This window comes from Gammaproteobacteria bacterium (assembly GCA_009845905.1).
Lineage (GTDB): Bacteria > Pseudomonadota > Gammaproteobacteria > Steroidobacterales > Foliamicaceae > Foliamicus.
In genome coordinates this window covers 219,297-244,344 of the sequence record VXYS01000009.1, presented here as the reverse complement: position 1 = coordinate 244,344, position 25,048 = coordinate 219,297, and the positions used below count along the sequence as shown (strand labels likewise).

Genomic DNA, 25,048 nt, shown 5'->3' with positions numbered 1-25,048 from the left:
ATGCAATATGCGGCCGACCGCCGGGAGTGGTTTCCGGGGAGTGGCGCAGCCTATGACAAAGACCGAAGTCAAGACGATCATGGAGTTTCTTGCGGAAAACCCGCAGGTGGACGTTTCCGCCGCCTGGAAGCGATGCTGGGGGATCCAGACCGGGATCGTCGATCGCGTGCGTGAGCGGTTTCCGTGTGAATTGCACCCGAGTTGCGAAGGGCGGGAGTACTACACCTCGCCGGACGGCGCCATGGAGGGGTCGTTCCAGGCGTACAGCAGCCCGGAGGTCCCGTGGCTGGTTCATTCGTGGATCGGCAACCGCCATGCCAGCATCCTGGACATCAACGCCACGGTGTTCCTGGGCGAACAGAACCGCGTGCCGCACCTGGCGGTGATCTTCGGGACGATTCCGCGGCTGTTCTTCTACGCCGAATACACGCCGCGCGTGGACCTGAGGGTCAATCCGGACTACCTGGAACGCTACTACGAGCCGGCCAACGCCGCCTACCTCAAGTTCCAGGGTAATCCGGCGTTCACCCAGTACGTCAGCCACGGCGCCTACCTGAGGGCGCTGATGTCGCCGGTGTGCATCAGCCACACCGCGGAACTGACCGACGCCAATATCGATCTGTGCGAGCAATATCTGGATGGATTCCTCGATCGTTGGTTTGGTTGGCTGGACGAGGCGGAGCCGGTGCCCGAAGAGGAACGCGCAGCGCAGCGCAATTTCGATTTCAGGGTGCGCGAGTTGGGTTACCGGCTCGATCCGATGAACGTCCTGCCCCAAAAAGTCTTCGGCGAGAAAGAGTTCCAGCGCATGCTCGAACTGCGCATCGGCACCGAGCAGATCCGCGAGGCGCTGGCCGGCTCCTGAGCGCCGGCGTTCAAACGTAACTCAGGCAAGGGGACACGGCCTTGGTCGATGCGACATCCGCGAAGCCACGCAAGCTTGCCGTGGTGATATTCAACCTGGGCGGACCGGACACGCCCGAAGCCATCCGCCCGTTCCTGCTCAACCTGTTCAGCGATCCCGCGATCCTGCGCATGCCCAATCCCTTCCGCTGGGTCGCGGCGCGGCTGATCACGGCCCGGCGCGCCGCCACGAGCGAGGAGATCTACCGAAAGGTGGGCGGCGGCTCCGCGCTCCTGCCGGCAACGGTGGAGCAGGCCGAGGCGCTGAAGAAGGAAATCGCCGACACCGCCGAGCAGGTGGAAGTATTCGTCTTCATGCGTTACTGGCACCCGCTGGTCCGCGAGACCGTCGGCAGGATCAAGGACTTCGGGCCGGACCGCATCGTGTTACTGCCGCTGTATCCGCAGTTCTCGACCACCACCACCGGTACTTCGATGAAGGCCTTCAGAGAGGAGGCCAGCAGGCAGGGACTGTCTGCGCCGCAGGACGTCGTCTGTTGCTATCCGGCGCACCACGGCTTTCTGGGCGCGACGGTCGCCAACATCGGGAAGTCGCTGGACGAGGCGTCCCGACACGGCGCCCCGCGCCTGTTGCTTTCCGCGCATGCCTTGCCGCAGCGCACGATCAACGCCGGCGACCCCTACGAGTGGCAGGTGGAGATGACGTCCGCGGCCATCGTGGAGGCGCTGGACCGCACCGGGCTGGACTGGGCGACCTGCTATCAGAGCCGCGTCGGCCCGGTGCAGTGGATCGGACCGTCCACCGAGGACGAAGTGCGCCGCGCCGGAGCGGCGGGCGTTCCGGTCGTGGTCGTGCCCATCGCATTCGTTTCCGAGCACGTAGAAACGCTCGTGGAAATCGACATGGAGCTGCGCGAGGTCGCCGCGGAGACGGGCGTTCCGTTCTTTACCCGGTGTCCCACCGTGGCGGTGGATTGCGACTTTATCCGGGGACTGGGCGACCTGGTTCGCAGCGCGGTCGGGAGGGACGGCGTGGCGTCGGACATCGGGCCGCGGCGCTGTCCCATGCAGTTCGGTACCTGTCCGAACACGCAAGACTTGCATTAGCAACCCGGGAGCGAGGGCGTCCCGCCCTCGACGAAGGCGGGACGCCTTCGTTCCCAGGAGACGTGTTCGTTCCCGGGTTAAGGGGCGAAGACGAACCTGAAGCCGGAGGCGGTGGACTCGACCCGTCCGTAGTGCGGGTGGCCGAAGTGCGCGGGGAACAGCAGGGTCGAGCGGTCGGCGATGCGTTCCAGCGTTTGCCGGCGCGTTTCGGCCGCCTCTTCGCCTTTGTTGCAGAACACGGTCGTGTACTGCGGTCCGTAGATCTGCATTACCGCGTGAATGAGGTCTCCCGAGAACAGCCCGTGCGATCCTTCCTTGCCGAGCTCCAGGACCGTGTGGCCGGGCGTATGGCCCGCGGCCAGCCGCAACCGAACCCCGTCTTCGATTTCGTATCCGTCTTCGACGCCCTCCAGCAGCCCGGCCTCGACCAGCGGCTGGACGTTCGCGTCGAACACCCCGCTGTTCGGACCCATGTCGTAGTCGTCTTCCTGGACGCTGGACCAGTGTTCCAGCTCTTTTTTGTGGCATAGGTAGCGCGCGTTCGGGAAGGTGGGCTGCCAGCGGCCGTCCACCAGCGAGGTGTTCCACCCGCAGTGGTCGAAGTGCAGGTGGGTGCAGAACACGTAGTCGATGTCTTCCGGCGCCGCGCCGGCGCCCCGCAGCCGGGTCAGGTAGGCCGTGTCGAGCTGGCTGAAGGCCGCCAGTTCCTTGCGTTCGTAGATCTTGTGGTTGCCGATGCAGGTGTCGATCAGGATCCAGTGGTGGCGGGTGCGGATCAGCCAGCTGTGAAAACTGAGCACGATCCGGCCGGTCTCCGCCTGGAGCTGGTGCGCCGTGAGCACGTCGCTATGCTCGTCGAGCAGTTCCGCGGGCATGTCCGGAATGAGGTCGGCGTAGCCGGCGTACGGGAGGATCAGCTCCTCGACGCGATGGATCTCGTAGGGGCCAAGTTTGATCACGGTGCGGCCTCCGTTTACCAGTAATGGGTCCAGCGCGACCGCGCCACGAACTGCTTGTAGGCATCGAGGCGGCTTTCCGGCGGCGATTCCGCGTAACCGTTGGGATCGTAGCGTTCGCGGTACTGGTCCAGCACCGGCCGGTAGAGCGACATGTGCAAATCGGGGATCCGGTGCTTGCGCCGGAATTCGGCGATCGGGATGGTGGCCGAGCGCTGGGTCTCGAAGGCCCCGGCCTTGGCCAGTTCCACCCCGCGCGGGCCGAATATCGCCGACCGGCCCGGCCCGCCGTAGGCCGTGTCTTCCAGGAAGCCCGGGTTGCGGTCGTGCGTTGAAACGGAATTGTTGCAGATCAGCGTGTACAGGCTGTTGTGATACGAGGTCAGGCGCATGTCCTCGTACTCGAACCCGCCGGTGGCCACCCGGCAGATGATCTCCGCGCCCTTGAAGGCCATGCAGCGGAACAGTTCCGGCTCGAACTGCACCGCGGAAAGCGCGATGTTGCCGATACCGGTGCGGGCAACGGGTATCACAGCGTCCTGCCCGTACATTTCCACGAACCGGTCCAGCACGTCGTAGACGGCGGTGGTGTATTGCTCACCGCCGGGGAACATGCCCCGCACGTTGCGTTGCTTCCAGTGGCGCGCGACCAGTTCGCCGTCGGGACCGATCATGATCATCAGGTGCAGGATATGTCCCGGCCAGTCAGCGTCCTTCGCATAAGTGCCGAACACCACGTAGCAGCCGTACTGTCTGGCCTTCTCGGCGATCGCTTCGGTCTCCGGCCCGGGCACCTCGATGGCCAGCCGGTGATGCTGCTCGCGCGTCCACAGGCTGAAGCCGGTGATCGGAAACTCGTGGAACAGCAGCAGATCGCTGCGCCCGCCGTAGCCTTGCGCGGCGTCCATGCACTCCAGCATGTACTGGAGATTGGCTTTCAGATCGGGTTCCGGATTCTCGCCGTTGACCGCCCGGACCCTCGTTTGCACCACCGACACGGTGATCGTGTCCTTGACCAGATCGGCTGCGGGATAGGTGCCGTCCTCCCGCACCATCGGCGTTTCTTCATTCATGGCGCTAATGTAGCATTACGCGATGAAATTTCTGCCGGCAATCCGCCCGATCGATGCGCGTTCGCGTTGACTATTTCGCCATGCTGCGCGACCGCGCCGGACGGGAACATGAAACCCTGGAGACGCGCGCGGCCACTCCGCGGGAGCTCTACCTCGAGCTGGCTCCGAGGCGCGGGCTTCCGGCGCAGACCGGCCTCAAGGTTGCGGTCAACGACGAATTCCGGGCATGGGATTGCCGGCTTGCCGACGGCGACCGCGTCGTGTTCATTCCCCCGGTGGCCGGCGGATGAGCGATTTCCGCATCAGCCGGAGCGAAATCGTGCCGGCGGAGGAAATCGCGGCTCTCGAGGACGCTGCGTCCGGCGCCGTCGTGTCCTTCTGCGGGCGCGTGCGCAACCATAACGAGGGACGCTCGGTGGCCCGGCTTGAGTACGAGTGCTACGAGGAGCTGGCGGTCAGCGAAGGCGAGCGCGTTCTCGGCGAGGCCAGGGAGAAATTCGGCGTCGGCAAGGTGCGCTGCGTGCACCGCACCGGCGACCTGGCGATCGGCGAGCCGGCGGTCTGGGTGGGCGTTGCCGCCGGGCACCGTGAAGAAGCCTTTGCCGCCGCGCGTTTCGTCATCGACGAGGTGAAGAAGCGCGTGCCGATCTGGAAGCGCGAGCATTACCCCGAGGGGCCGGCCGAGTGGATCAACGCGGCGCCGACGGAGGGCGCATGAAAGGGCGGCGGTCCTGGCTGTTCGTGCCGGGCGACAGCGAGCGCAAGCTCGCCAAGGGTCCCTCGACCGGCGCCGACATCCTGATCCTCGACGTGGAGGACTCGGTGAGTCCGGCCCGCAAGCCGGTGGCCAGGAAGATGATCGGCGAATACCTCGGCTCGGCCGCGCGCGACGGCGCCCCGTTGTGGGTGCGCATCAACGGCCTGCATACGCCTTACTGGCGGGAGGACGTGGAAGCGGCAATGGCCGGCGCGGCCGACGGCATTGTCCTGCCCAAGCCGCGCTCGACGGCCGACGTCTTTGCCGTGGCGGAATTGATGGACCGGCTGGAGGACCCGGAGCGCGGCGAGCCGGCCGGGATCCTTGCGCTGGCCGGCGAGACCGCCCGCGGCCTGATGTCGCTGCATGAGTACCGGCCCGGATTACCCAGGCTGACTGCGCTGAGCTGGGGCTCGGAGGACCTGGGGACCGACGTGGGCGCCCTGCGCCGCCGCCGTGAGGACGGCAGCCTGTTGCCGCTTTACGAAATTTCCCGCGCGCTGACCCTGGCGGCGGCCACCGTGGCCGAGGTGGATGCGATCGAGGCGGTCTATGCCGACTTCCGCAACCTGGACGGCTTCCGGCAATTCACGAAGGAGGCGCTGGAGATGGGCTATGTGGGCGGAGCGGCGATTCACCCGGCGCAGGTGGAGATCCTCAACGAGGTGTTCACGCCCAGCGACGAGCAACTGGCCGAGGCGCGCGAGATCGTCGAGGCGTTCGAGGCTTCCGGCGAGACCGGCGTCATGTCGATTCGCGGGAAGATGGTGGACCAGCCGCACCTGGCCCAGGCCCGCAAGCTCCTGCGCCGCTACGAATAGCGGGCGCCCTCGGGATCAGCGTTCGGAGAGTTCGCGCGCCACCAGTTCGTCAACGACTTCCAGCAGGTCGGGCATGTCGCTGTTGGGCGTAACGCGCACCACGTACTTGCCGTTCACGACGAAGGCCGGCACCGCCAGAATGCGGTATCGGCGCATCAGGTCCTTGATCCTGCGCAGGCTGGATTCGACCGAGAACGACCGGAAGGCGTTGCGGTAGTCCTCCGCCGAGACTCCGTAGCGCTGTGCGAATCGCTCCTGGTCGCCGAGCCGCAGCAGGAGCCGGTTTTCGGTGTGTATCGAGCGGAAAACGTCCCGGTGCGCGGCGTCAAGCTCGCCCACCGCCTGCAGCGCCAGGAACAGGCGTGCGTGCGTTTCCATCGTGGGGTCCCACAGCGCCGGGATGTTGATGAAGTTGACTTCTTCCGGCTGGTCCTTCTTCCATTCCTCGACGTATGCGTCCATGCGGTAGCAGTAGACGCAGCCGTACCAGAAGAACTCGGCCACCTCGATCTTGTCCGGCGGGCTCGAGGTTCCCTGCACGGGCACCAGGCGGTCGTAGTGGACGCCCTCCTGGTACTTCCAGTTGGACGCATCCTGGGCCAGCGAAAGGGGCGCGGCCACCAGGACGAGGGCTGCGAGCAGCAGATTGCGGTATATGGGTTTCATATTTGGCGGAATTTTTTGCATAGTGTACCCACCTGTGCCGCGGACAGCCATCGCCGGCGCGATTATCCATGTTGCAAGCCTCATTCCTTAAATCGGCGTCGTCCTGGAAGCACTATCCGGAGGACGCGGGCGCCGAAGTGGCGTTCGCCGGCCGCTCGAATTCCGGCAAGTCCAGCTCGATCAACGCGATCCTCAATCGGCGGGGGCTCGCCCGTTCCAGCAAGACTCCGGGGCGCACCCAGATGCTGCAGTTTTTCACCGTCGGCGAGCAACGGCGGATCGTGGACCTGCCCGGCTACGGCTACGCTGCAGCGCCGCTTAGGGTTCGCAGGCAGTGGGAAGGCATGATGAGCGATTACTTTCAACGCCGCGGGTCGCTGCGCGGCGTCTTCGTCGTGGTGGACGCGCGCCGGGGGGTGGGCGAGCTCGACCTGCGCATGCTCGACGTCTGCGCGGCATCTGAAGCGCCCGTGCATCTGCTGATGAACAAGTGCGACCGCCTCAAACGCGGCGCTCTGATGGAGACCCTGCGGGACGCCGAGCAGCTTCTCGCCGAAAACGGCACGGTCCAGGAATTCTCCGCATTGCGGTCCGTGGGCGTGGAAGAAGCCCGCGGCGTGCTCGAAACCTGGCTGCTTGCGTGAGGACGGGCGACGACGACAAGCACGTTCGGCGCGCGCTGACCGCGGCGGTCCGGGGCCGCGTCTCAAAAGGGGAGAGCTTGCGCCCGGTACCGGAAGACTTGCGGGTCGACGGAAAGGTCTGCCTGGTCACCGGGGCCAACACCGGCCTGGGCAAGGCCGTGGCGGTCGACCTGGCAAGGCGGGGCGCCCGCGTGCTGATGGCCTGCCGCAGCGGCCATCCGCGGGCCGGCGAGGAAGTCAGGCATCTGTCGGGTTCCCGGCAGGTTGAAATGCTGCCTGTCGACCTCGCCGATCTGGATTCGGTTGCGCGCCTGTGTGACGACCTGAAGAGCGTTGCGCGCCGGATCGATATCGCCGTTCTAAACGCGGGGCTGATCCCGCGCAGGGCGCGCCGGACGCCACAGGGATTCGAAGTGATGTTTGCCGTGAATTTTCTGGCCAACCGGATGCTGGTCGCCCGGCTGCTGGACGACGGCCTGATCCGGCCGTGCGTTCAGGGGGAAGAGGCTCCCCGGATCGTCCTGGTCGGCTCCGAGGCCCACCGTTCCGCCGGCCCGATCGACTTCGACCGGTTCGGCGCCTTTGTCGACTATGGACTCCGGGACAGCCTCAAACACTACGGGCTGAGCAAGCTGCATCTGTGCACCTACGCGCAGGAGCTGAACCGCCGGCTCAACCCGACCGGAGAAACTCGCGTCGCGGTCCACTCCTTGTGTCCCGGCCCGGTCGCCACGGGCATCGCACGGGACGCGCCGGCATTTCTGAAACCGCTGATTTATCCGCTCATGCGCCTGTTCTGCCTGAGCCCGACAAGGGCGGCCAGACCCGTGATCTACCTTTGCTGCGCCGCGGAGACGGGCCGTCGCAGCGGCGCATACCTGCACGTCATGCGCGAGACGCGTCCGTCGCCGCTGGCGATGGACGAAGATGCCGGTACCCGGCTCTGGCAGGAGAGCGAAGCGCTGCTTGAGCGGTACGCCCCCTTTCCCGGTACTTGAGGGCGGCACGCTGTGGGGGACATGCCCCCACTCCCACGTCAGTGCGCGGCGTCCCAGTTCGGGCCCTGGCCGAGGTCCACCTTGAGCGGAACTTCAAGTGACGCCGCTCCGGCCATCATCACGGTGACTTCGCCGGCCAGTTCCTCGGCGAAGTCCCGCTCGCACTCGAACACCAGTTCGTCGTGCACCTGCATGATCAGCCGCGCCCTGTCGCGGCGCGGCTGAAGCCATTCGTCGATGCGGATCATTGCGCGCTTGATGATGTCGGCCGCGGTGCCCTGCATCGGCGCGTTGATCGCACTTCGTTCGGCGTAACTGCGCCGGCGAAAGTCCCGGGCCCGGATGTCCGGCAGATACAGACGGCGTCCGAACAGCGTCTCCACCCAACCCTGCTCGTGAGCCTGCTTGCGGGTCCTCTCCATGTACTGCTGCACGCCCGGATAGCGGGCGAAGTAGTGGTTGACGTATTCCTGCGCTTCCGCGCGGGTCACCCCGAGTTGCCGGGCGAGGCCGAACGGCGACATGCCGTAGATGAGCCCGAAATTGATTGCCTTGGCGGCCCGCCGCTGATCGGCGCTGACCGAATCGGGCGGCGTATCGAAAACCTCGGCGGCAGTCGCGCGGTGCACGTCCATGTCCTCGGAGAAAGCCCTGCGCAAACCTTCGTCCCCCGAGAGCTGGGCCATGATGCGCAGTTCGATCTGCGAATAATCGGCCGACATCAGCACCCGTCCGTCCGGCGCCACGAAAGCCTGGCGTATGCGCCGCCCCTCCCCTGTGCGCGCCGGAATGTTCTGCAGGTTCGGATGGATGGACGACAGGCGACCGGTGGCGGCCACGGCCTGCTGGTACGAGGTATGCACCCGCCCCGTGCGCGGATCGATGGAGCCCGGAAGAGCGTCGGTGTAGCCGGTCTTGAGCTTGGCCAGGTTGCGATATTTCAGGATGGTTTCGGGCAGGGGGTGCACGGCGGCCAGTTCGTGCAGCACCGACTCCGATGTGGATGGCTGACCGGTCGATGTGCGGCGCACCGGTTCCAGCCCCAGCCGGTTGAACAGCACGTCGCCGAGTTGCTTGGGCGAACCCAGGTTGAACTCGCTGCCGGCCTGTTCGAACGCCTGGTCCTGCAGCTCGCGCAACTGTTCGGCCAGTTCCTGCGAGTGTTCCGACAAGACGCTCGCATCGACCAGCACTCCGGCGCGCTCCATTCGGGCCAGCACCGGCGACAGCGGCATTTCCATGTTCCCCAACACCTCGTTGAGGACCGGTGTCTCGTCGAGCTTTTCGGCCAGCAGCCGGTGGAGCCTCAGCGCGTAGTCCGCTTTCTGGGCGGCGTACGGCGTAACCTTTTCCAGCGGCGCCTGCGCCGGCGAGAGCTTGCCGCGGCCTTTCCCGAACACGTCTTCGGAGGAAATGCAGTCCAGTTCCAGGTAGCGTTTTACCGCCTTGTCGAAGTCGTGGGCGATCGCAGTGGAGTTCAGCACGTACGATTCCAGCATCGTGTCGCCCGCACCGCCCGCCAGTTCGATGCCGTGGTTCGCCAGTACATGGCTGACGAACTTGAGGTTATGCCCGACTTTTTGCGCGCCCGGTTCCTCTAGCCAGCCCTTGAGTCCGCCCAGCAGTTCCCGGCCGTCGGAACGCTCGACGGCGCCTTCAGTGAGGTCGCGCGGGGCCAGCGGCACGTAGGCGCCCTCGCCGTCTCCGGTGGACAAGGCCAGGCCGGCCAGGCGCAGCTCCATCGGATTCTCGCCGGACGCTTCCACGCTCAGGCCCACGGCGGGAGCGTCGGGCAGCCGGGCGAGGCACTCGTCAAGCTGTTCGGAGTTCAGGACCGTCGCGTACTCCGCCTGCTTGGGGGAGGCGGGAACCGACTGGCGGAGGCTGCGAAGAAAGGTGTTGAGTTCAAACGTCGTGCACAGCGCTTCGAGCGCGTCCATGTCCGGCGCCCTGAGCCTCAGGTCGCGCGGGGTCGTGTCGAGCGGCACGTCCTCGCGGATGGTGGCCAGCTCAAGGGACAGGTCCACGTCGGCGAAGCTGGCCCGAAGGGTTTCTCCGGCCTTGCCGCGAATCTCGGCGGCATTCTCCTTTACGGCTTCCAGGCTGCCGTACGATTGCAGCCACTTCGCGGCGGTCTTCGGTCCCACACCGCGCACGCCCGGGATGTTGTCGGAGGTGTCGCCGGCCAGGGCGAGGTAATCGCGGATCCGCTCCGGCGGGACGCCGAACTTTTCCTCCACCGCCGCGCTGTCCATGACGCGGTTGTTGGTCCAGTTGACCAGCCGGACGTTTGGCCCGACGAGCTGGGCGAAGTCCTTGTCGGTGGTCGAGATCAGCGTGTCGAGCCCCTCTTCCCGGGCCTGGGCCGCGAGGGTTCCGATCACGTCGTCGGCTTCCACTCCGCCGATCCGCAGCAGCGGCACGCCCATCGCCTCGACCACGTTCACGACCGGCTCGATCTGCTCGCGCAGGTCTTCCGGCATCACGTCGCGATTGGCCTTGTACTCCGGGTAGATCTCGTCGCGGAACGTGGGTCCGGGCGCGTCCATCACGAACGCCAGCAGGTCGGGGGGTTCTTCGCGAAGCAGCCGCTGGATCATGCTCACCACGCCGTGCAGCGCGCCGGTGGGCCGTCCGTCGGCCGTGGTGAACGCGGGAAGCGCGTAGTAAGCGCGAAAGAGGTAGGCCGTTCCGTCGACCAGCAGGAGCCTGTTCATGCCCCTGCTTCGGCTGCCGGGCCTTCGTCTTCCGGCACAGGCTGCTCCTGCGGCGGCGGCGGGTTATCTTCAGGGAGGTAGAGCGCCCCGCTGAAGCCGCAGCCCGAAAGCGCCAGCGCAATCAGGATCGATGCGAATGCCGTGCTGCGACGCGGCACGGTTTCTCGGGAAGGGAACCGGGCCCGGTTTGCCGGGGCGGAGCGGAGATGCGCCAACACGCCGGCAAGTGTACCCTTACGGCACCGTGTTGCCTGAGATTGGGCGGGCTTCGTGAGCGACAAACTCGAGATCATCGCCTATCCGCTGATAGAGCGGCCGATGAAGCTGCGCCGCGCCGCGCGCGCCAGGGAGTGGATGGACGCGACGGTGGATCACTTCGCCAACCGCTGCCTGCCGCTGCTGATCGCCAACCAGACCGGCTGGGACGTGCTCTGTCCGGTCGAATTCAGGGCGCGCTGGAACGGCAAGCCGGCCAAGGAGGGCGTGGAGATTCGCTTTCCCGGCGAAAAATCCGAACTGGTCAGCGCTCATTTCGGAAGCGGCGTGCTTACCTTCACGCTCGGTTACCTGTTTCGCACCAGCAAGGGCCACAACCTCTGGTGCAAGGGCCTGGCCAACACGGCCAAGGACGCCATCGCGCCGCTGGAAGGCATCATCGAGACCGATTGGGCGCCCTATACGTTCACGATGAACTGGCGCTTTACCCGTAAACGTACCTGGGTGACCTTCGAGAAGGACGAACCGGTGTGCCGGCTGGTTCCGATTCCGCGGCAATACGCCGAATCGTTCGCCGCCGTCGTCCGGCCGCTGTCGTCCGATCCGGAGCTGGCGAAAGAGCACATTCAGTGGAGCCGGTCGCGGGGTAATTTCAACAAGGAGCTGGAGGTGGACCGGTTCCGCCGCCCCGCGGAGAAGTGGCAGGGCCACTACATGCGCGGCACGCACCTGGACGGCCGGCGCTTCAGCGATCACCGGATCAAGGTGCTGATGTCCGATTTCCGTGAACCCGGCGATGACGACTGATGAAGTAACGAATCAGGGGAAAGATATGAAACGCAGACAGCTTCTTGCCGGACTCGGCGCCGGCGCCGTGGCGCTGGCCGGTTGCGGCCGGGAACAGCCGGCGGCCGGCGCCGCCTCGCCCGCCTCGCCGGGCGAGACATTCAACTGGAAGATGGTCACGACCTGGCCGCCGAACTTTCCGGGTACCGGTACCTCCGCCACCCTGCTGGCGGAAACCATTAACCGGGCTTCCGCCGGCAGGATCAGGGTGCAGGTCTATGCGGCCGGCGAGCTGGTTCCGCCGTTCGAGGTGTTCAATGCCGTGTCCGCGGGCGCCGCGGAAATCGGGCACGGCGTTTCGTACTACTGGAAGGCGCAGGTGGAGGCGGCCCAGTTCTTCGGCGCGATACCGTTCGGCATGACCCCCGCGGAATCTTCCGCCTGGCTGCACTACGGCGGCGGCATGGAGCTGTGGCGCGAACTCTACGAACCGTTCGGCGTCATGGTGTTCACCGGCGGCAACACCGGCACCCAGATGGGCGGCTGGTTCAACCGCGAAATCAACTCGCCCGACGACCTCAAGGGCCTCAAGATGCGGATCCCGGGCCTGGGCGGCGAAGTGCTGCAACGCGCGGGCGGCACGCCTGTGATGCTGCCGGGCGGCGAAATCTATACCGCGATGCAGACCGGCAGCGTGGACGCCACCGAGTGGGTGGGGCCGTACAACGATGTCGGTTTCGGCCTGCATGAAGTGGCGCAGTACTACTACTATCCGGGCTGGCACGAACCGGGCGCGATCCTGGAAGTCTCGATCAATCAGGAGGCCTGGGACGCGCTGCCGGAGGATCTTCAGGACATCGTGAAGTCCGCGTGCGGCCATATGGACAGCCTGTTGGGCGCCGAGTACAGCGCCCGCAACGCCCAGTTCCTTCAGCAGCTTCGCAATGAAGGCAAGATCGAGATCCGACCCTTCCCCGACTCGGTGATAGCGGAGTTGCGCCTGCGCTCGCAGGAGGTCATCGACGAACTCGTTGCCCGCGACGAAAACGCAGCGCGCATCTACGCCTCGTACGCCGCCTTCCAGCAGCAGGTGAACGAATGGCTGGACATCGGCGAGCGCGCCGCCGTGGCCGCCCGCGGCTGACCTGGATCAGACAGCGGCGACCCGGCGGCATCCATGTCCGAACGGAAACTGGAGAATCTCGAAACTGTAGCCGGTAACGGCCTGCTGCACCGGCGCCTCTTTCTCAAGGGAGGCGCCGCGGTGCTGGGAGCTGGCTCGCTGGGGCTGATGACGGCGGCGCCGGCGAAGGACCTGCCGCCCTGGATGCGGGCGCCGGGCCGGCCGCTGAGCGGTTACGGAAGCCGCTCGCCCTATGAAGATCATGTCAAGCGCCGGATCCTGGCCGCCACCGGCGCCGACGGGGCGGGCGGATCCTGGACGCCGCTGGAAGCGCTGGAGGGAATGATCACGCCGAACCCCCTGCACTTCGAGCGCCACCACAGCGGGATTCCGGACATCGATCCGGACCGGCACCGGCTGCTCATTCACGGGATGGTCGATCGCGACCTGTTCTTCGACATGGACGCGCTGTCGCGCTATCCGATGGTGTCGCGCATTCAGTTCATCGAGTGTTCGGGCAACAGCTACCTGGCGGGGCTTCCCCGCCGGCCCATCAACGACACCTGCGGCGTGCTGCACGGCCTGGTGTCGTGCAGCGAGTGGACCGGCGTGCCGCTTTCAATTCTGCTGGACGAGGCCGGCGTCGATCCGGCGGCCAGTTGGATCATGGCCGAGGGCGCCGATGCCGCGGCGATGAACCGCAGCGTACCGCTGGCCAAGGCCATGGACGACGCCTTGCTCGCGGTTTACCAGAACGGGGAGCGCCTGCGGCCGGAGCAGGGATACCCCTTGCGGCTGTTCCTGCCGGGATACGAGGGCAACATGAGCATCAAGTGGCTGCGCCGGATCAAGGTGACCGCGGCGCCGTCGATGACCCGCGAAGAGACCTCCAAGTACACCGACCTCCTGCCCGATGGGCGGTCGCTGATCTTTACCTACCCGATGGACGTCAAGTCGGTGATCACGTCGCCGTCGCCGGGTCTGGAGTTGAAAGGCGCCGGGCTGTACCAGATCTCCGGCATGGCCTGGTCGGGCCGGGGCCGGATCGCCCGGGTCGAGGTTTCCGCGGACGGCGGCGCCACCTGGGGCGAGGCGGCCTTGTGCGAACCCGTGCTGGACAAGGCCGTGACGCGATTCCGCATGGCGTGGCGCTGGAACGGGGCCGAAACCGCGATCCTGAGCCGCGCCGTGGACGAAACCGGCGCAGTGCAGCCCACCCGCGAGGCGATCATCGCGGCCAAGGGCAGGAAGTTCGCCTACCACTACAACGGTATTCAGGCCTGGGGGATCGACAGCGAAGGCCAGGTAAGCAATGTTTATGCGTAGCCTGACGGCGGTCGCCGTCTTTGCCCTGGCTGCCCTCGTAACGGCCCAGGAAGGGCCGGAACTGGGCGTCGAAGCCACTCCGGAGGAAGTCGCCGAATGGGAAATCAGCGTCGAGCCGGACGGTGAGGGGCTCCCGCCCGGATCGGGCACGGCGCTTGAGGGGGAACCCGTCTATACGCTGTACTGCTTCTCCTGCCATGGCGTCGAGGGACAGGGCCAGTTGAACGATGTCCTGGTGGGCGGGCACGGCACGCTCGACGGCCCGGCGCCGCTGAAGACCGTGGGCAGCTTCTGGCCGTACGCGCCCGTCGTGTTCGACTACATCCGCCGCACGATGCCGTACCAGCAGCCGCAGTCGCTCAGCGACGACCAGGTCTATGCGTTGACGGCGTATCTGCTGTACCTGAACGGAATCGTCGCGGAGGACGAAGCGATGAACGCTCAAACGCTGCCTGACGTGCGCATGCCCAACCGCGACAATTTCATCCTCGCCTACCCGCCGCCGGAAGAGCAATCGAGCGAATAGCCCCGGGATTTTCGACATCCGGCGCGTGGGTACAATCGCCGCTGCCGCGCGCATTGGACGGCGGCTAACGGGGGTTGGAATGAAACTGCGTTTGCGGAGCCGCGCGTGCGCGCAACGGGCGTGGCTGCTCCTGCTGCTCTGCACGGTCCTGGCCGGGCACGCACACGGCGCCGTTTCGGCGAGCCTGAGCGGCGTCGTGCGGGACCCGGGGGGCGTAGCGGTAGCGAATGCGCGGGTCTCGATCGTGCATCGGCCCTCGGGGACCGCCGCGCAGGCGCTGACGCTGCAGAACGGCGCGTTCTTCCAAAGCGGCCTGCGGGTGGGCGGACCGTTCGACATCCGCGTGCGCGCCGCGGGTTTTCGCGATGCGCTGGTTACGGGCGTCACTCTGCGGCCCGGCACGCAGAGCCCTCTGATCATCGGCCTCGAACGCGCCGCGGTTGAGGAAATCGTGGTCACGGCGCCGGTGCGTGCGGTCCACGAACTGAACAACGGCGTGGGTTCCGCCTACACGTCCGTCGACATCGCCAGGCAGCCCGCGATCCACCGGGACGCGATCCGCACGCTGCTGACGGACCCGCTGGCGCAGTCCGACGGCGTCGGGCATCTGGCGGTTGCCGGCGCCAATCCGCGGTTCAACGGCCTGGCCATCGACGGGGTGCTGCAGCAGGACGATTTCGGTCTGGGCACCAACACCTACGCCACCGAACGCTCGCCGATCAACCTCGACGCCGTGGAGTCGGTCTCGCTGGTGGCTTCGGACTACTCGGTGGCCGCCGGCGGGTTTACCGGCGGACTCGTGCAGATCACGACCCGTTCGGGCGGCAACGAGTGGGAAGGCGCGGTCTTTCACTACCTCCACCACGACGGCCTGGTCGGCAACAATTACGACGGAGGCCAATTCGCTCCGGCGCCGTTCACGGAGACCGAAACCGGCGTGTCGCTGGGCGGCCCGCTGGTCAGGGACCGCCTGTTCGTGTTCCTCTCCCACGACGAGTTCGAGTCGGCCTCCCCGGTGGACTTCACCGCGTTCGATGCGGCCCGCGGCATTCGTCCCGGCCTGTTCGAAGCGCTCGGCCGGATCGTGCAGGAAACCTACGGCTACGATCCACTGGGGCGGTCCGCCGCCGACACGCCGACCCGTTCGAGGCGGTCGCTGGCGAAAGTGGACTGGAACCTGGCGGCGGCGCACCGGCTGTCGCTGAGCTGGCAGCGCAGCGAGGAGGGCGACACCCGCTGGCAGGGGGACCGGTTCGAGTCGGCCTGGTACGACGTGCCCACCGAACTGGACGCGGTGTCGCTGCAGTTCTATTCCGACTGGACGGACCGCCTCTCAAGCGGTGTGCGGCTCAGCCGCAAGACTTTCACCCGCGGCCAGCTTTGCCGGGCGGGTCCCGGCGTAGGCATGCTGGAGTTTGACCTCGCACCCGCGCAGGCCGCGGGCACCGGGCTTGAAGGACTCTTGACCGAACCGGTGACACTCACAGCCGGCTGCGACCGGTTCCGTCACGCCAACGAATACGAAGACGAGCGTGTGCAGTTCTATGCCGACATCGACTACCTGTTCGGCGATCACCTGCTCAAGGCGGGTCTGGAAGTGGGGCGCTTCGATTTGTACAACCTGTTCGTGCCGGGCTCTAGGGGCCGGTTCGTGTTCGACGGCCTTCAGGCGGTTCTCGGCGGGGTCGCGCGTGTCGACTATATCAACGCGGTCTCCAACGATCCGCGCGACGCGGCTGCGGACTGGGGCTACCGCAGGCGCGCATTCTTCGTGCAGGATGCCTGGACGGTTTCGCCCGAGCTGGAACTGACCGCGGGACTGCGCTACGAGCGCATCGCGCAGGGGGACACCCCGGCGTACAGCGATGCCGTCTTCGCGTCCTACGGCGTGCGCACCGACGCGAATCTGGACGGGGCCGATGCGTGGATGCCCCGATTGGGTCTGCGCTATTCGGGCCTTGAGCGCACGGTGATCTCCGGCGGCGTGGGCCTTTTCGCGGGCGGCGAACCGCAGGTATGGATCTCCAATGCGTTTCAGCCGCCGGTCGTATTCGCGCGACTCGCCGGGGCCGCCGGCGTCACGCCGTTCTCGGTGCCGGAGACGCTGCTGCGCCAGGTGGCCGCCGGCGCCGCCGTGCCCGTGGACGCGATCGCGGAGGATTTCGATATGCCCGCGGACTGGAAGGCGTCGGTGCGGGTGCAGCGCGAATTCGACCTCCCGGTCCTGGGGCGGGACTTTCTCGGCACGGTTCAGTACCTGCACACGAGCGCGCATCGAAGCTTCATATGGCGAAACCTTGCCCACACCGATCTTGCGGGCGCCCAGCCCCCGGGCGAGGCGCCGGACGGAAGAAGGATCTATGCGGACCTCGACGCGCTCGGTTATCTCAATCTGACCGCGCTGGGCAATCACGCCGGCGGCCGCGCGCATGTCTGGTCCCTTGCCGTTTCGAAAAGCTACGACTTCGGCGTGGATTTCTCGGCCAGCTACGCCCGGCAGGACGTGGAAGCCGTTGCGGAGGGCACCTCGGCCAGGGGCATCTCCAACTGGCGCGCGCTCACCGTGGCGGACCGCAACGATCCCCAGGCCCGCCGCTCGCCCCATGAGACCACGCATTCGTGGAAGCTGCGCCTTGGCTACGAACGCGCGATCGGACCGTTGAACACGCGGATCGACGTATTCGGGCGGGTCTTCTCCGGGCGTCAGTTCACCTACACCTTCGATGTCGATCGCGGCAACGCGCTGTTCGGCCGGGCCGGCGCCGGGGAAAGCCCCTTCGACGCGGACCCGCTGTACATCCCGGCGGTGGACGATCCGGCCGTCGTGTACGCCTCGACTTTCGACCGCAGCCGCTTCGAGAACTACGTGCAAGCGGTGCCGGGCGGCATCCACGCGCCGTACTCCGAAGTCAGCGGCTGGAACCGGATCTGGGATCTGCGCATTCAGGTCGAATTGCCCGGAGCGGCGCGACTGGCCCGGTGGGTCGGCGAGAACCGGGTCCGGCTGGTGCTCGACGTCGAGAATTTTCCCAACCTGCTGAACTCGCAATGGGGACGCTTCGATTTCGGCCCAAGCAACGGTCAGGCCGCGGTCGTGCGCGCCGACCTTGTGCGCGCCGCCGACGTTGCGGCCCTGGGAGTCGATGCCGCCCCCGCCCTGACCGGCGACGCCCCGCGAACGGCCTGCCGGTACCGCACCGACTGCGCGTACCGCTTCAACTCTTTCGACGCCGAACCCAGGGCGATCGCGAGCCGCTCCCGGTCCGTGTACCGGATACGCCTGGGGATACGGTTCGAGTTTTAGCGCGGGGCCGGCGGAATGCCGGTTCGGCCCACTACGGGCGCCCCGTGACGCCTATCCGCCGTAGAGCGCCCCGGGCAGCCAGGTCGCGATCTCCGGCCACAGCGCCAGCAGCGCCAGCGCCGCGAGCTGGATCGCGATAAAGGGCGCAACGCCCCGGTAAATGGCTGTGGTGGGCACTTCAGGCGGCGCCACGCCACGCAGGTAGAACAGCGCAAAGCCGAACGGCGGGGTCAGGAACGATGTCTGCAGGTTGATCGCGATCATCACGCCCAGCCAGACCGGGTCCAGGCCCATCGACAGCAGCACGGGGCCGACGATCGGCACCACCACGAAGGTGATCTCGATAAAGTCCAGAACGAAGCCGAGCAGGAACATCACCAGCATGACCAGCAGCACCGCCCCGAAGACGCCGCCGGGAAGCGACATCAGGAACTCGCGCACAATCTCGTCGCCGCCGTAGCCCCGAAACACCAGCGAGAACACCGACGCGCCGATCAGTATCAGAAACACCATGCTGCTGACCCGCGCCGTGGAGCGCGCGACCTCGCGAATCCGGGCCAGGCTCAGCTTGCGCCGCAGAGCGGCCAGCAGCATCGCTCCGACTGCTCCGACACCGGCCGCTTCGGTGGGGGTGGCGAGTCCCAGGATGATCGAACCGAGCACGGCCGCGATCAGCACCAGCGGCGGCGCCAGGGCGGCCAGCAGACGGACCAGGCGCGCCGCCGGCCGGAGCACCATTTCGGCGAACCGTTCGGCCGGGGACGGCAGTGTTTCGGGGCCGTCTGCAGCCGGCGGAGGGTCGTCACCGGTCGCTTGGCGAGCGGGAACCGAGGCCGGGCGAAAAACGGCGAGGATCAGCATCCAGGCGGCGTACAACGCCACCAACATCAGGCCCGGCAGCAGCGCGCCCATGAACAGGTCGCCCACCGAGACCGTCCGGGGCGCGAACACCCCCTGGGCAAGCTGGGCTTCCTGGTAGGCCGAGGAAAGCACGTCGCCCAGCAGCACCAGAACGATCGATGGCGGGATGATCTGCCCCAGGGTGCCGGAAGCGCTGATGACGCCGGTGGCAATGGCCGGGTCGTAGCCCCGTTTCAGCATGGTGGGCAGCGCCAGCAGACCCATGGTGATGACCGTGGCGCCCACGATGCCGGTGCTGGCCGCCAGCAGCATCCCCACGATGATGACCGCGATTCCGAGCCCGCCGGGGAGACCTCCGAACATCCGGCTGAGCGAGTCCAGCAGGTCTTCCGCGATTTGCGCCCGCTCCAGCGTGACGCCCATGAACACGAACAGCGGAACCGCTACCAGCGTTTCGTTGCTCATGATCCCGAACAGGCGGTTGGGCATCGTGCCCAGGAAGGAGATGTCGAAGATGCCGGCCAGGGCGCCTCCCAGCGCGAACAGGAGTGCCGTTCCGCCCAGCGTGAAGGCCACCGGGAAGCCGGCAAGCAGGAGCAGCACCACGCAAACGAAGAGCGCGAAGGCCGGCCAGTACATCGCTATGCTCCGCCGCCGGGCCGATCTTCCCCGGGGGGGAGGGCGTCCCGCCCTCCACGAAGGCGGGACGCCTTCGCTCCCAGGGAGGGCTCCGCCGTTTCAGAGGGCCCGAGCAACTCGGCCACGCTGCGTGCGCAGATCACCAGCGCCTGCAACGTCATGATTCCGCCGGTAACGGGCAACAGGGTCTTGAGCAACGAGGGGAAGGGATAGATCAGGCCGCCCGCCTCGCGGGAGGACTCCTGAATCAGCCACGAGGTCTGCACGTACTCCAGGCTACCCAGCAGCAGACCGGCCGACAGCGGCAACAGGAACAGCGCGCATCCGGACAGGTTCACCAGCGCCTGGCGCCTCCGGCTCATCTCGCGGTAGAAGATGTCCACGCGCACGTGTTGGTCGCGCGCCAGGGTGTAGCCGGCGGCCAGCAGGAATACCGCGGCGTGCATCCAGGTGATCGTTTCCTGGAGCCAGATCCACCCCAGGGACAGGCCGTAACGCAACACCGCGACCAGGCAGGTCACGACGGTCATGACGAACGTGAGCCAGGCAACCGCCTCGCCCGTGCGGACGATCGCACGCTCGACCGCGCCGGCTACCTTCAGCACGAAACTCATGGGCGCCAGAAGGTCGGTGAGATGAGCACCAGGAAGGTGAAGATCTCCAGGCGGCCCAGCAGCATGGCCACGATGCAGGCCCACTTGGCGGTCACCCCGATGCCGCCGTATCCGGTAGCGACCTCACCCAGCCCGGGACCCAGGTTATTGAGGGTGGCGGCCACGGCCGAGAATGCCGTGAAGGAGTCGAGGCCGGCCGCCTGCAGGACGATCAGAATCACGATAAAAACGGCCATGTAGACGGCGAAATAGCCCCACACCGAATCGACCACGCGGGTCGAAACCGGCGTGCTGCCGAGCGTTACCGGGATTTCGGCGCTCGGATGCACGAGGCGGCGCACCTCGCGTATGCCCTGCTTGACCAGCAGCAACACTCGCACGCACTTCATGCCGCCGGCCGTGGAGCCGGCGCATCCGCCCATGAAGGCGGCCAGTATGAGCAGCATCGGGAGGATGCCCGGCCAGCGCGAGAAATTGGAGGTGGTAAAGCCGGTGGTCGTCATGATGGACACCGACTGGAAAAGGCCGTCGATCAGCGCCATGGAAGGATCTTCCTTCCAGCCGTAGAGCAGCAGGCCGCCCACGACCAGCGCGCACAGCGCCAGCAGGGCGACGGCATAGGCTCGGAATTCCGCGTCGCGGAAATACCCAGCCAGCGTGCGCCGGTTGAAGGCGATGAAATGCAGCGCGAAATTGATGCCCGCCAGAAACATGAACACGATCGCGATCAGGCGGATGCTCGTTTGGGGGAAATGGGCGAAGCTGGCGTCGTGGGTAGAAAAACCACCGATCGCGACGGTGGAGAAGGCATGGCACACGGCATCGAACCAGCCCATGCCGGCCACCTTGTAGGCCGCACCGCAGGCAATGGTCAGCGCCAGGTAGATGTACCAGAGCGCCTTGGCGGTTTCCTTGATGCGCGGAGTCAGGCGGGTGTCCTTCATGGGTCCCGGTGTTTCGGCGCGGTAGAGCTGCATGCCGCCCACGCCCAGCATGGGCAGCACGGCCACGGCCAGCACGACGATTCCCAGTCCGCCGAGCCACTGGAGTTGTTGCCGGTAGTACAGGATCGCCTTCGGCGCTTCGTCAAGCCCGGTCAGCACGGTGGCCCCGGTGGTCGTCAGCCCCGATATCGCCTCGAACATGGCGTCGGTGAAGGAGAGCTCGGGCACCTGGACAAAAAGCAGGGGCAGTGCGCCGGAGCTGCCGAGAACCACCCAGAAGGACGCCACGATCAGGAAACCGTCGCGCAGCTTGAGTTCGCCCCGCGCCCGGCGCGCCGGCAGCCAGATCAGAAACCCGGCCGCGAGGGCGGCGGCGAAACTGAGCGTGAATACCGGCCAGGCGCCTTCGCCGTAGTACAGGTCCACGGGCAGCGGCGTCAGCATCGTTACGCTGAACAGCATGAGCAAGCGGCCCAGCACGCTGCCGACTAGCGCTATCTGCATGGGGGCGCCCTTGTCAGGCTTCGTCCTCGAACAGCCGTTCGATCTGCGCCTTGGCCCGCGGGTTGGTCATGAAGAGAATGACGTGATCGTCGTCGCGCACCGTCGTATCGTCGTCAAGAGGCAGCACCTCGCCGTCGCGTACGATCGCGCTGATCGAGGTGCCGTGCGGCAGATTGATTTCTCCGACCGCGCGGCCCACAAGCGATCGCTGTCCGTCGCCGCCGTGCGCCACACCCTCGATCGCCTCGGCGCGGCCGAAGCGCAGCGAATGCACCCTGGCGACGTCGCCCTGGCGTATGTGCCGCAGGAGTTCGCTGATCGTAATCTGGGCGGGCGAAATCGACACGTCGATACCCATCTGCCCGGCCAGCGCGGCATAGGCCTGGCGGTTGGCCAGCGCCATGACACGCTTGCAGCCCGCCCGCTTGGCCAGTCCGGCCGCCAGAAGGTTGGCCTCGTCGGCGTTCATCAGCGCCACGAATGCATCCATGCGCTCGATATTCTCCTCGATCAGGAGTTCCTCGTGGGTGGCGTCGCCGTGCAGCACGATGACTCGGCCGAGCCGTTCGGCCACCTGCCGGGCGCGTTTGGCCGAGCGCTCGATCAGCTTCACCTGAAAGTGGTTCTGGAGCGACTCGGCCACTCTCGCGCCAATGTTGCCGCCCCCTGCAATCATGATGTTGCGCACGTCCTGAGGCTCGGGTCTCAGCGCCGATAGCAGGGGCCGGACATCGTCGGATCCGGCGATGAAGTACACGTCGTCGCCGTTCTCGATGACGGTCCGCCCGTTGACGGTCTGGGCGTGACCGGAGCGGTACACGGCGGCGATCCGGCCCTTGATGCTGCGCTCGCCCAGTTCGGCGGGAGTTCTGCCCACCAGCCAGGAGCCGGCCCTGGCCTCGGCGCCCAGCAACAACGCCCGTCCATCGGAAAACTCCAGCACCTGCGAGGCGCCGGGGAAACGGACGAGTTGCTCCACGTAACGCGTAATCAGGTCTTCCGGGGCGATGGCAACGTCCACCGGCAATCCGTCAGGGCCGAACAGCGCGGCGATCCCGCTGTACTCGGTGTAACGCAGGCGCGCAATCTTGGTGCGACGCCTCGCGCCGGCCTCGAACTCGCGGTAGCGCGAATGCACGACCTGGCAGGCCACCATGTTCACTTCGTCGTTGCCGGTTACGGCGATGACCAGGTCCGCGGCCCCGGCCCCGGCGTGATCCAGAACTCCGGGCCGCGAGGCATGGCCGGCAACGGTGCGCACGTCCATGCGTTCGTGTATGCCCCGCAGGATATCGGCGTCGAGATCCACGATCGTGATCTCGTTTTCGGGTTCGCGGGAAAGACGCTCGGCGATCGTGGAGCCCACGACGCCGGCCCCGAGGATCAGTATCTTCATTTGTTCAAGCGCATGGGCTTCGAGCGCAAAGGCCCGGCGAAACTATATCAATTCCAGGCGCGCATAGGCCACGACCAGCCATTTTGATCCGTGTCGTTCGAAATTGACCTGCACCCGCGCATGGTCCCCGGCTCCTTCGCGGTTGAGTACCACCCCGTCGCCAAATTTCGGATGCGAGACTCGCTGGCCAAGCGCCGGTCCCGCCCCGGCGTCGGGTTTATCCGTTCCCGGGGCCGCCCCACCCATGCGCACGGGCAGCGAAACATTGGGCTGAGGGCGCACTTCCTCGAGCAATTCCGCCGGAATCTCCGAAAGAAAGCGCGAAGGGCGATTGCGGTGTTCCTGGCCGCGCAACCGGCGAACGTCCGCATAGCTCAGGTTGAGTTCCGTCATCGCCCGGGTAATACCCACGTAGCACAGCCTGCGCTCCTCCTCCAGTTCCGCCTCGCTGTGCATCGAACGGCTGTGCGGGAACAGGCCCTCTTCCATGCCCGTCAGGAACACGACCGGAAACTCCAGGCCTTTTGCGGCGTGCATGGTCATCAGCTGCACCGCGTCGTCGTCGGCCGCGCCGTCCTCGCCACTCTCCAGTGCCGCGTGGGCGAGGAAGGCGTTAAGCGGAGACACCGGCCGGTCCTGCATGGATTCCTCGATCATCTGCGCGGCGTTGACCAGTTCGTCGAGATTTTCGACCCGCATGCGGTCGGTCTCGCTGCCTGAGGCTGCCAGTCTTTCGACCAGTCCGCTGCCGCGCACGACCCGGCTGACCTGTTCGCCGAGTTCCAGATGCGCTGTGTCCTCGGCCAGCGACTCGATCAGGGCCAGAAAACCCTTGAGCGCCCCCGCTGCCCGGGAGTTGAGGAATTGCTCGGACTGTCCGGCGGCATCCCAGAGTGTCAGCGCGCGGCGCCCGGCGTAACCGCGAACGGCGCGCATGGTTGCCTCGCCGATCCTGCGCGGCGGGTTGTTCACGACCCGTTCGAACGAAGGGTCGTCGCCCCGATTGGCCACAAGGCGCAGATAGGCGAGCGCATCCTTGATCTCGGCCCGCTCGAAGAACCGCAGTCCCCCGTAGACGCGGTAGGGAATGCCCGCGCCCACCAGCGCTTCCTCGAACACCCGCGACTGGGCGTTGGAGCGGTACAGCACGGCCAGGTCGCGCAGGGAACCGGTGTCGTGTTCGCGCGCGCGGCTTACGACCTGGTTGGCTTCGTCCCATTCGTTATAGGCGGCGAACAGGCGTACCGGAGCGCCCCGGTCTCCGCGGGTCCACAGCTTCTTGCCGAACCGTGAGGCGTTGTTCGCGATGACCGCGTTGGCCGCCTTGAGGATGGTTGCCGTGGAGCGGTAGTTGCGCTCCAGCCGCACCATCCGAACGTCGCGGAAATCGCGGGTGTAATGCCGGATGTTCTCGACTTGCGCCCCGCGCCAGCGGTAGATGGACTGATCGTCGTCTCCCACCGCGAAAGGCACGCCGCTGGTTCCGCACAGCAGCTTCAGCCAGTCGTACTGGATGCCGTTGGTGTCCTGGAATTCGTCCACCAGCAGCCAGCGAAAGCGTTCCCGGTAGCGGGCCAGCAGTTCGGAGGAATCCTGCAGGAGTTCCGTGGAGCGCATCAGCAGTTCGCCGAAATCCACCAGCCCGTAGGTCTCGCAGCGCTTCTGGTAGAGGGCGTATAGCTGCTTCCTCTCTTCGCCGTAGGGCGCGGAGCCGGCGGGCGCCTGCCGCGGCCGCAGGCCCGCTTCCTTGGCGCCGGATATGAAGTGCTGAAGCGACTGCGGCGTGATCATCCGCTCGTCGATTCGCTCGTCGCTCAGCAGCCGCTTGATCAGCCGAAGCTGATCGGAGGCGTCGAGAATCTGGAAATCCTGCCGCAACCCCGCTTCGCTCCAGTGCCGCCGCAGGAGCCGGTGCGCCAGGCCGTGGAACGTGCCGATCCAGAGCTGGCGGGTGGGTGTCTCCAGCAGCGTTTCGATGCGCGTGCGCATCTCGTTGGCGGCCTTGTTGGTGAAGGTGACGGCGTAGAGGTTCCACGGCGAAGCGCCGTGGGCGGCGACCAGCCAGGCGGCGCGATGCACGAGCACGCGCGTCTTGCCGCTGCCGGCGCCGGCCAGCACCAGGACCGGCTGTTCGCCGGCCGTTACCGCTTCGCGCTGGGCGGTGTTCAGCGGTTCCAGGATGTGGGTAACGTCCATGCGGGAACCC

The 25,048-nt window shown here is 66.5% G+C and carries 22 protein-coding genes; 12 read left to right on the top strand and 10 right to left on the bottom strand.

The genetic code is table 11. The features are described 5' to 3' along the window. Positions 1-7 precede the first annotated feature (7 nt). Together F4036_08610 and hemH are read left to right on the top strand one after the other, a co-directional pair. Positions 8-865 (top strand): red chlorophyll catabolite reductase, encoded by an 858-nt coding sequence (locus F4036_08610; protein ID MYK37800.1) that lies wholly within the window; start codon positions 8-10, stop codon positions 863-865. A 41-nt stretch (positions 866-906) separates the two neighbouring features. Continuing rightward, the gene (gene hemH, locus F4036_08605) at positions 907-1,971 is read left to right on the top strand and encodes a ferrochelatase (GenBank protein ID MYK37799.1); all 1,065 of its coding nucleotides are present in this window, start codon (positions 907-909) and stop codon (positions 1,969-1,971) included. A gap of 77 nt (positions 1,972-2,048) precedes the next feature. Here hemH and F4036_08600 read toward each other — a convergent pair whose 3' ends face one another. Next, positions 2,049-2,930 (bottom strand): MBL fold metallo-hydrolase, encoded by an 882-nt coding sequence (locus tag F4036_08600; GenBank protein MYK37798.1) that lies wholly within the window; start codon positions 2,928-2,930, stop codon positions 2,049-2,051. Positions 2,931-2,944: 14 nt separating this feature from the next. Continuing rightward, positions 2,945-4,000 (bottom strand): hypothetical protein, encoded by a 1,056-nt coding sequence (locus tag F4036_08595; GenBank protein MYK37797.1) that lies wholly within the window; start codon positions 3,998-4,000, stop codon positions 2,945-2,947. A 53-nt stretch (positions 4,001-4,053) separates the two neighbouring features. Here F4036_08595 and F4036_08590 point away from each other — a divergent pair, with 53 nt between their 5' ends. Genes F4036_08590 through F4036_08580 form a run of 3 tightly spaced genes read left to right on the top strand, consistent with a single transcriptional unit; the run spans position 4,054 to position 5,578 of the window. Beyond that, a complete protein-coding gene (locus tag F4036_08590; protein ID MYK37796.1) occupies positions 4,054-4,290 on the top strand; it encodes a MoaD/ThiS family protein in 237 nt (78 codons plus the stop codon). Then, complete coding sequence (locus tag F4036_08585) at positions 4,287-4,718, top strand: molybdenum cofactor biosynthesis protein MoaE (GenBank protein ID MYK37795.1); 432 nt, start codon at positions 4,287-4,289, stop codon at positions 4,716-4,718. The genes F4036_08590 and F4036_08585 overlap by 4 nt, the downstream gene beginning before the upstream one ends. Beyond that, complete coding sequence (locus tag F4036_08580; protein MYK37794.1) at positions 4,715-5,578, top strand: CoA ester lyase; 864 nt, start codon at positions 4,715-4,717, stop codon at positions 5,576-5,578. Before F4036_08585 ends, F4036_08580 begins: the two co-directional genes overlap by 4 nt. 15 nt (positions 5,579-5,593) lie before the next feature. Here the strand turns inward: F4036_08580 and F4036_08575 are convergent, their stop codons facing one another. After that, positions 5,594-6,328, bottom strand: coding sequence for a thiol:disulfide interchange protein DsbA/DsbL (locus tag F4036_08575; protein MYK37793.1), 735 nt, complete (start codon positions 6,326-6,328; stop codon positions 5,594-5,596). On the opposite strand from F4036_08575, the gene F4036_08570 reads away from it, so the two are divergent. Next, the gene (locus tag F4036_08570; protein MYK37792.1) at positions 6,313-6,888 is read left to right on the top strand and encodes a YihA family ribosome biogenesis GTP-binding protein; all 576 of its coding nucleotides are present in this window, start codon (positions 6,313-6,315) and stop codon (positions 6,886-6,888) included. The genes F4036_08575 and F4036_08570 overlap by 16 nt on opposite strands. Then, on the top strand, positions 6,735-7,886 hold the full coding sequence (locus tag F4036_08565) for an SDR family NAD(P)-dependent oxidoreductase (protein MYK37791.1): 1,152 nt from the start codon (positions 6,735-6,737) through the stop codon (positions 7,884-7,886). The genes F4036_08570 and F4036_08565 overlap by 154 nt, the downstream gene beginning before the upstream one ends. 38 nt (positions 7,887-7,924) lie before the next feature. Here F4036_08565 and polA read toward each other — a convergent pair whose 3' ends face one another. Continuing rightward, entirely contained in the window at positions 7,925-10,603 is a 2,679-nt protein-coding gene (polA, locus tag F4036_08560; protein MYK37790.1) for a DNA polymerase I, read from the bottom strand. Further along, complete coding sequence (locus F4036_08555; protein MYK37789.1) at positions 10,600-10,761, bottom strand: lipoprotein; 162 nt, start codon at positions 10,759-10,761, stop codon at positions 10,600-10,602. Before F4036_08555 ends, polA begins: the two co-directional genes overlap by 4 nt. 112 nt (positions 10,762-10,873) lie before the next feature. Between F4036_08555 and F4036_08550 the strand changes: the two genes are divergently transcribed. The 5 genes from F4036_08550 (at position 10,874) to F4036_08530 (ending at position 17,884) form a co-directional block, all read left to right on the top strand. Next, complete coding sequence (locus F4036_08550; GenBank protein MYK37788.1) at positions 10,874-11,626, top strand: hypothetical protein; 753 nt, start codon at positions 10,874-10,876, stop codon at positions 11,624-11,626. Between the two features lie 25 nt (positions 11,627-11,651). Next, positions 11,652-12,749: a TRAP transporter substrate-binding protein gene (locus F4036_08545; protein ID MYK37787.1), complete on the top strand. Its 1,098-nt coding sequence runs from the start codon at positions 11,652-11,654 to the stop codon at positions 12,747-12,749. 33 nt (positions 12,750-12,782) lie between these two features. Continuing rightward, on the top strand, positions 12,783-14,054 hold the full coding sequence (gene soxC / locus F4036_08540) for a sulfite dehydrogenase (GenBank protein ID MYK37786.1): 1,272 nt from the start codon (positions 12,783-12,785) through the stop codon (positions 14,052-14,054). After that, entirely contained in the window at positions 14,041-14,580 is a 540-nt protein-coding gene (locus F4036_08535; GenBank protein ID MYK37785.1) for a cytochrome c, read from the top strand. The genes soxC and F4036_08535 overlap by 14 nt, the downstream gene beginning before the upstream one ends. A 79-nt stretch (positions 14,581-14,659) precedes the next feature. Next, positions 14,660-17,884, top strand: a complete 3,225-nt coding sequence (locus F4036_08530; GenBank protein MYK37784.1) for a TonB-dependent receptor — start codon at positions 14,660-14,662, stop codon at positions 17,882-17,884. Positions 17,885-17,935: 51 nt separating this feature from the next. Here F4036_08530 and F4036_08525 read toward each other — a convergent pair whose 3' ends face one another. The 5 genes from F4036_08525 to uvrD are packed head-to-tail and all read right to left on the bottom strand — an operon-like array spanning position 17,936 to position 25,038. Then, the gene (locus F4036_08525; protein ID MYK37783.1) at positions 17,936-19,384 is read right to left on the bottom strand and encodes a TRAP transporter large permease subunit; all 1,449 of its coding nucleotides are present in this window, start codon (positions 19,382-19,384) and stop codon (positions 17,936-17,938) included. Between the two features lie 2 nt (positions 19,385-19,386). Further along, positions 19,387-19,998 (bottom strand): TRAP transporter small permease subunit, encoded by a 612-nt coding sequence (locus F4036_08520; protein ID MYK37782.1) that lies wholly within the window; start codon positions 19,996-19,998, stop codon positions 19,387-19,389. After that, a complete protein-coding gene (locus F4036_08515; protein ID MYK37781.1) occupies positions 19,995-21,446 on the bottom strand; it encodes a potassium transporter in 1,452 nt (483 codons plus the stop codon). The genes F4036_08520 and F4036_08515 overlap by 4 nt, the downstream gene beginning before the upstream one ends. Positions 21,447-21,459: 13 nt before the next feature. Further along, the gene (gene trkA / locus F4036_08510; protein ID MYK37780.1) at positions 21,460-22,842 is read right to left on the bottom strand and encodes a Trk system potassium transporter TrkA; all 1,383 of its coding nucleotides are present in this window, start codon (positions 22,840-22,842) and stop codon (positions 21,460-21,462) included. A gap of 42 nt (positions 22,843-22,884) precedes the next feature. After that, positions 22,885-25,038: a DNA helicase II gene (uvrD, locus tag F4036_08505; protein MYK37779.1), complete on the bottom strand. Its 2,154-nt coding sequence runs from the start codon at positions 25,036-25,038 to the stop codon at positions 22,885-22,887. Positions 25,039-25,048: the final 10 nt, after the last annotated feature.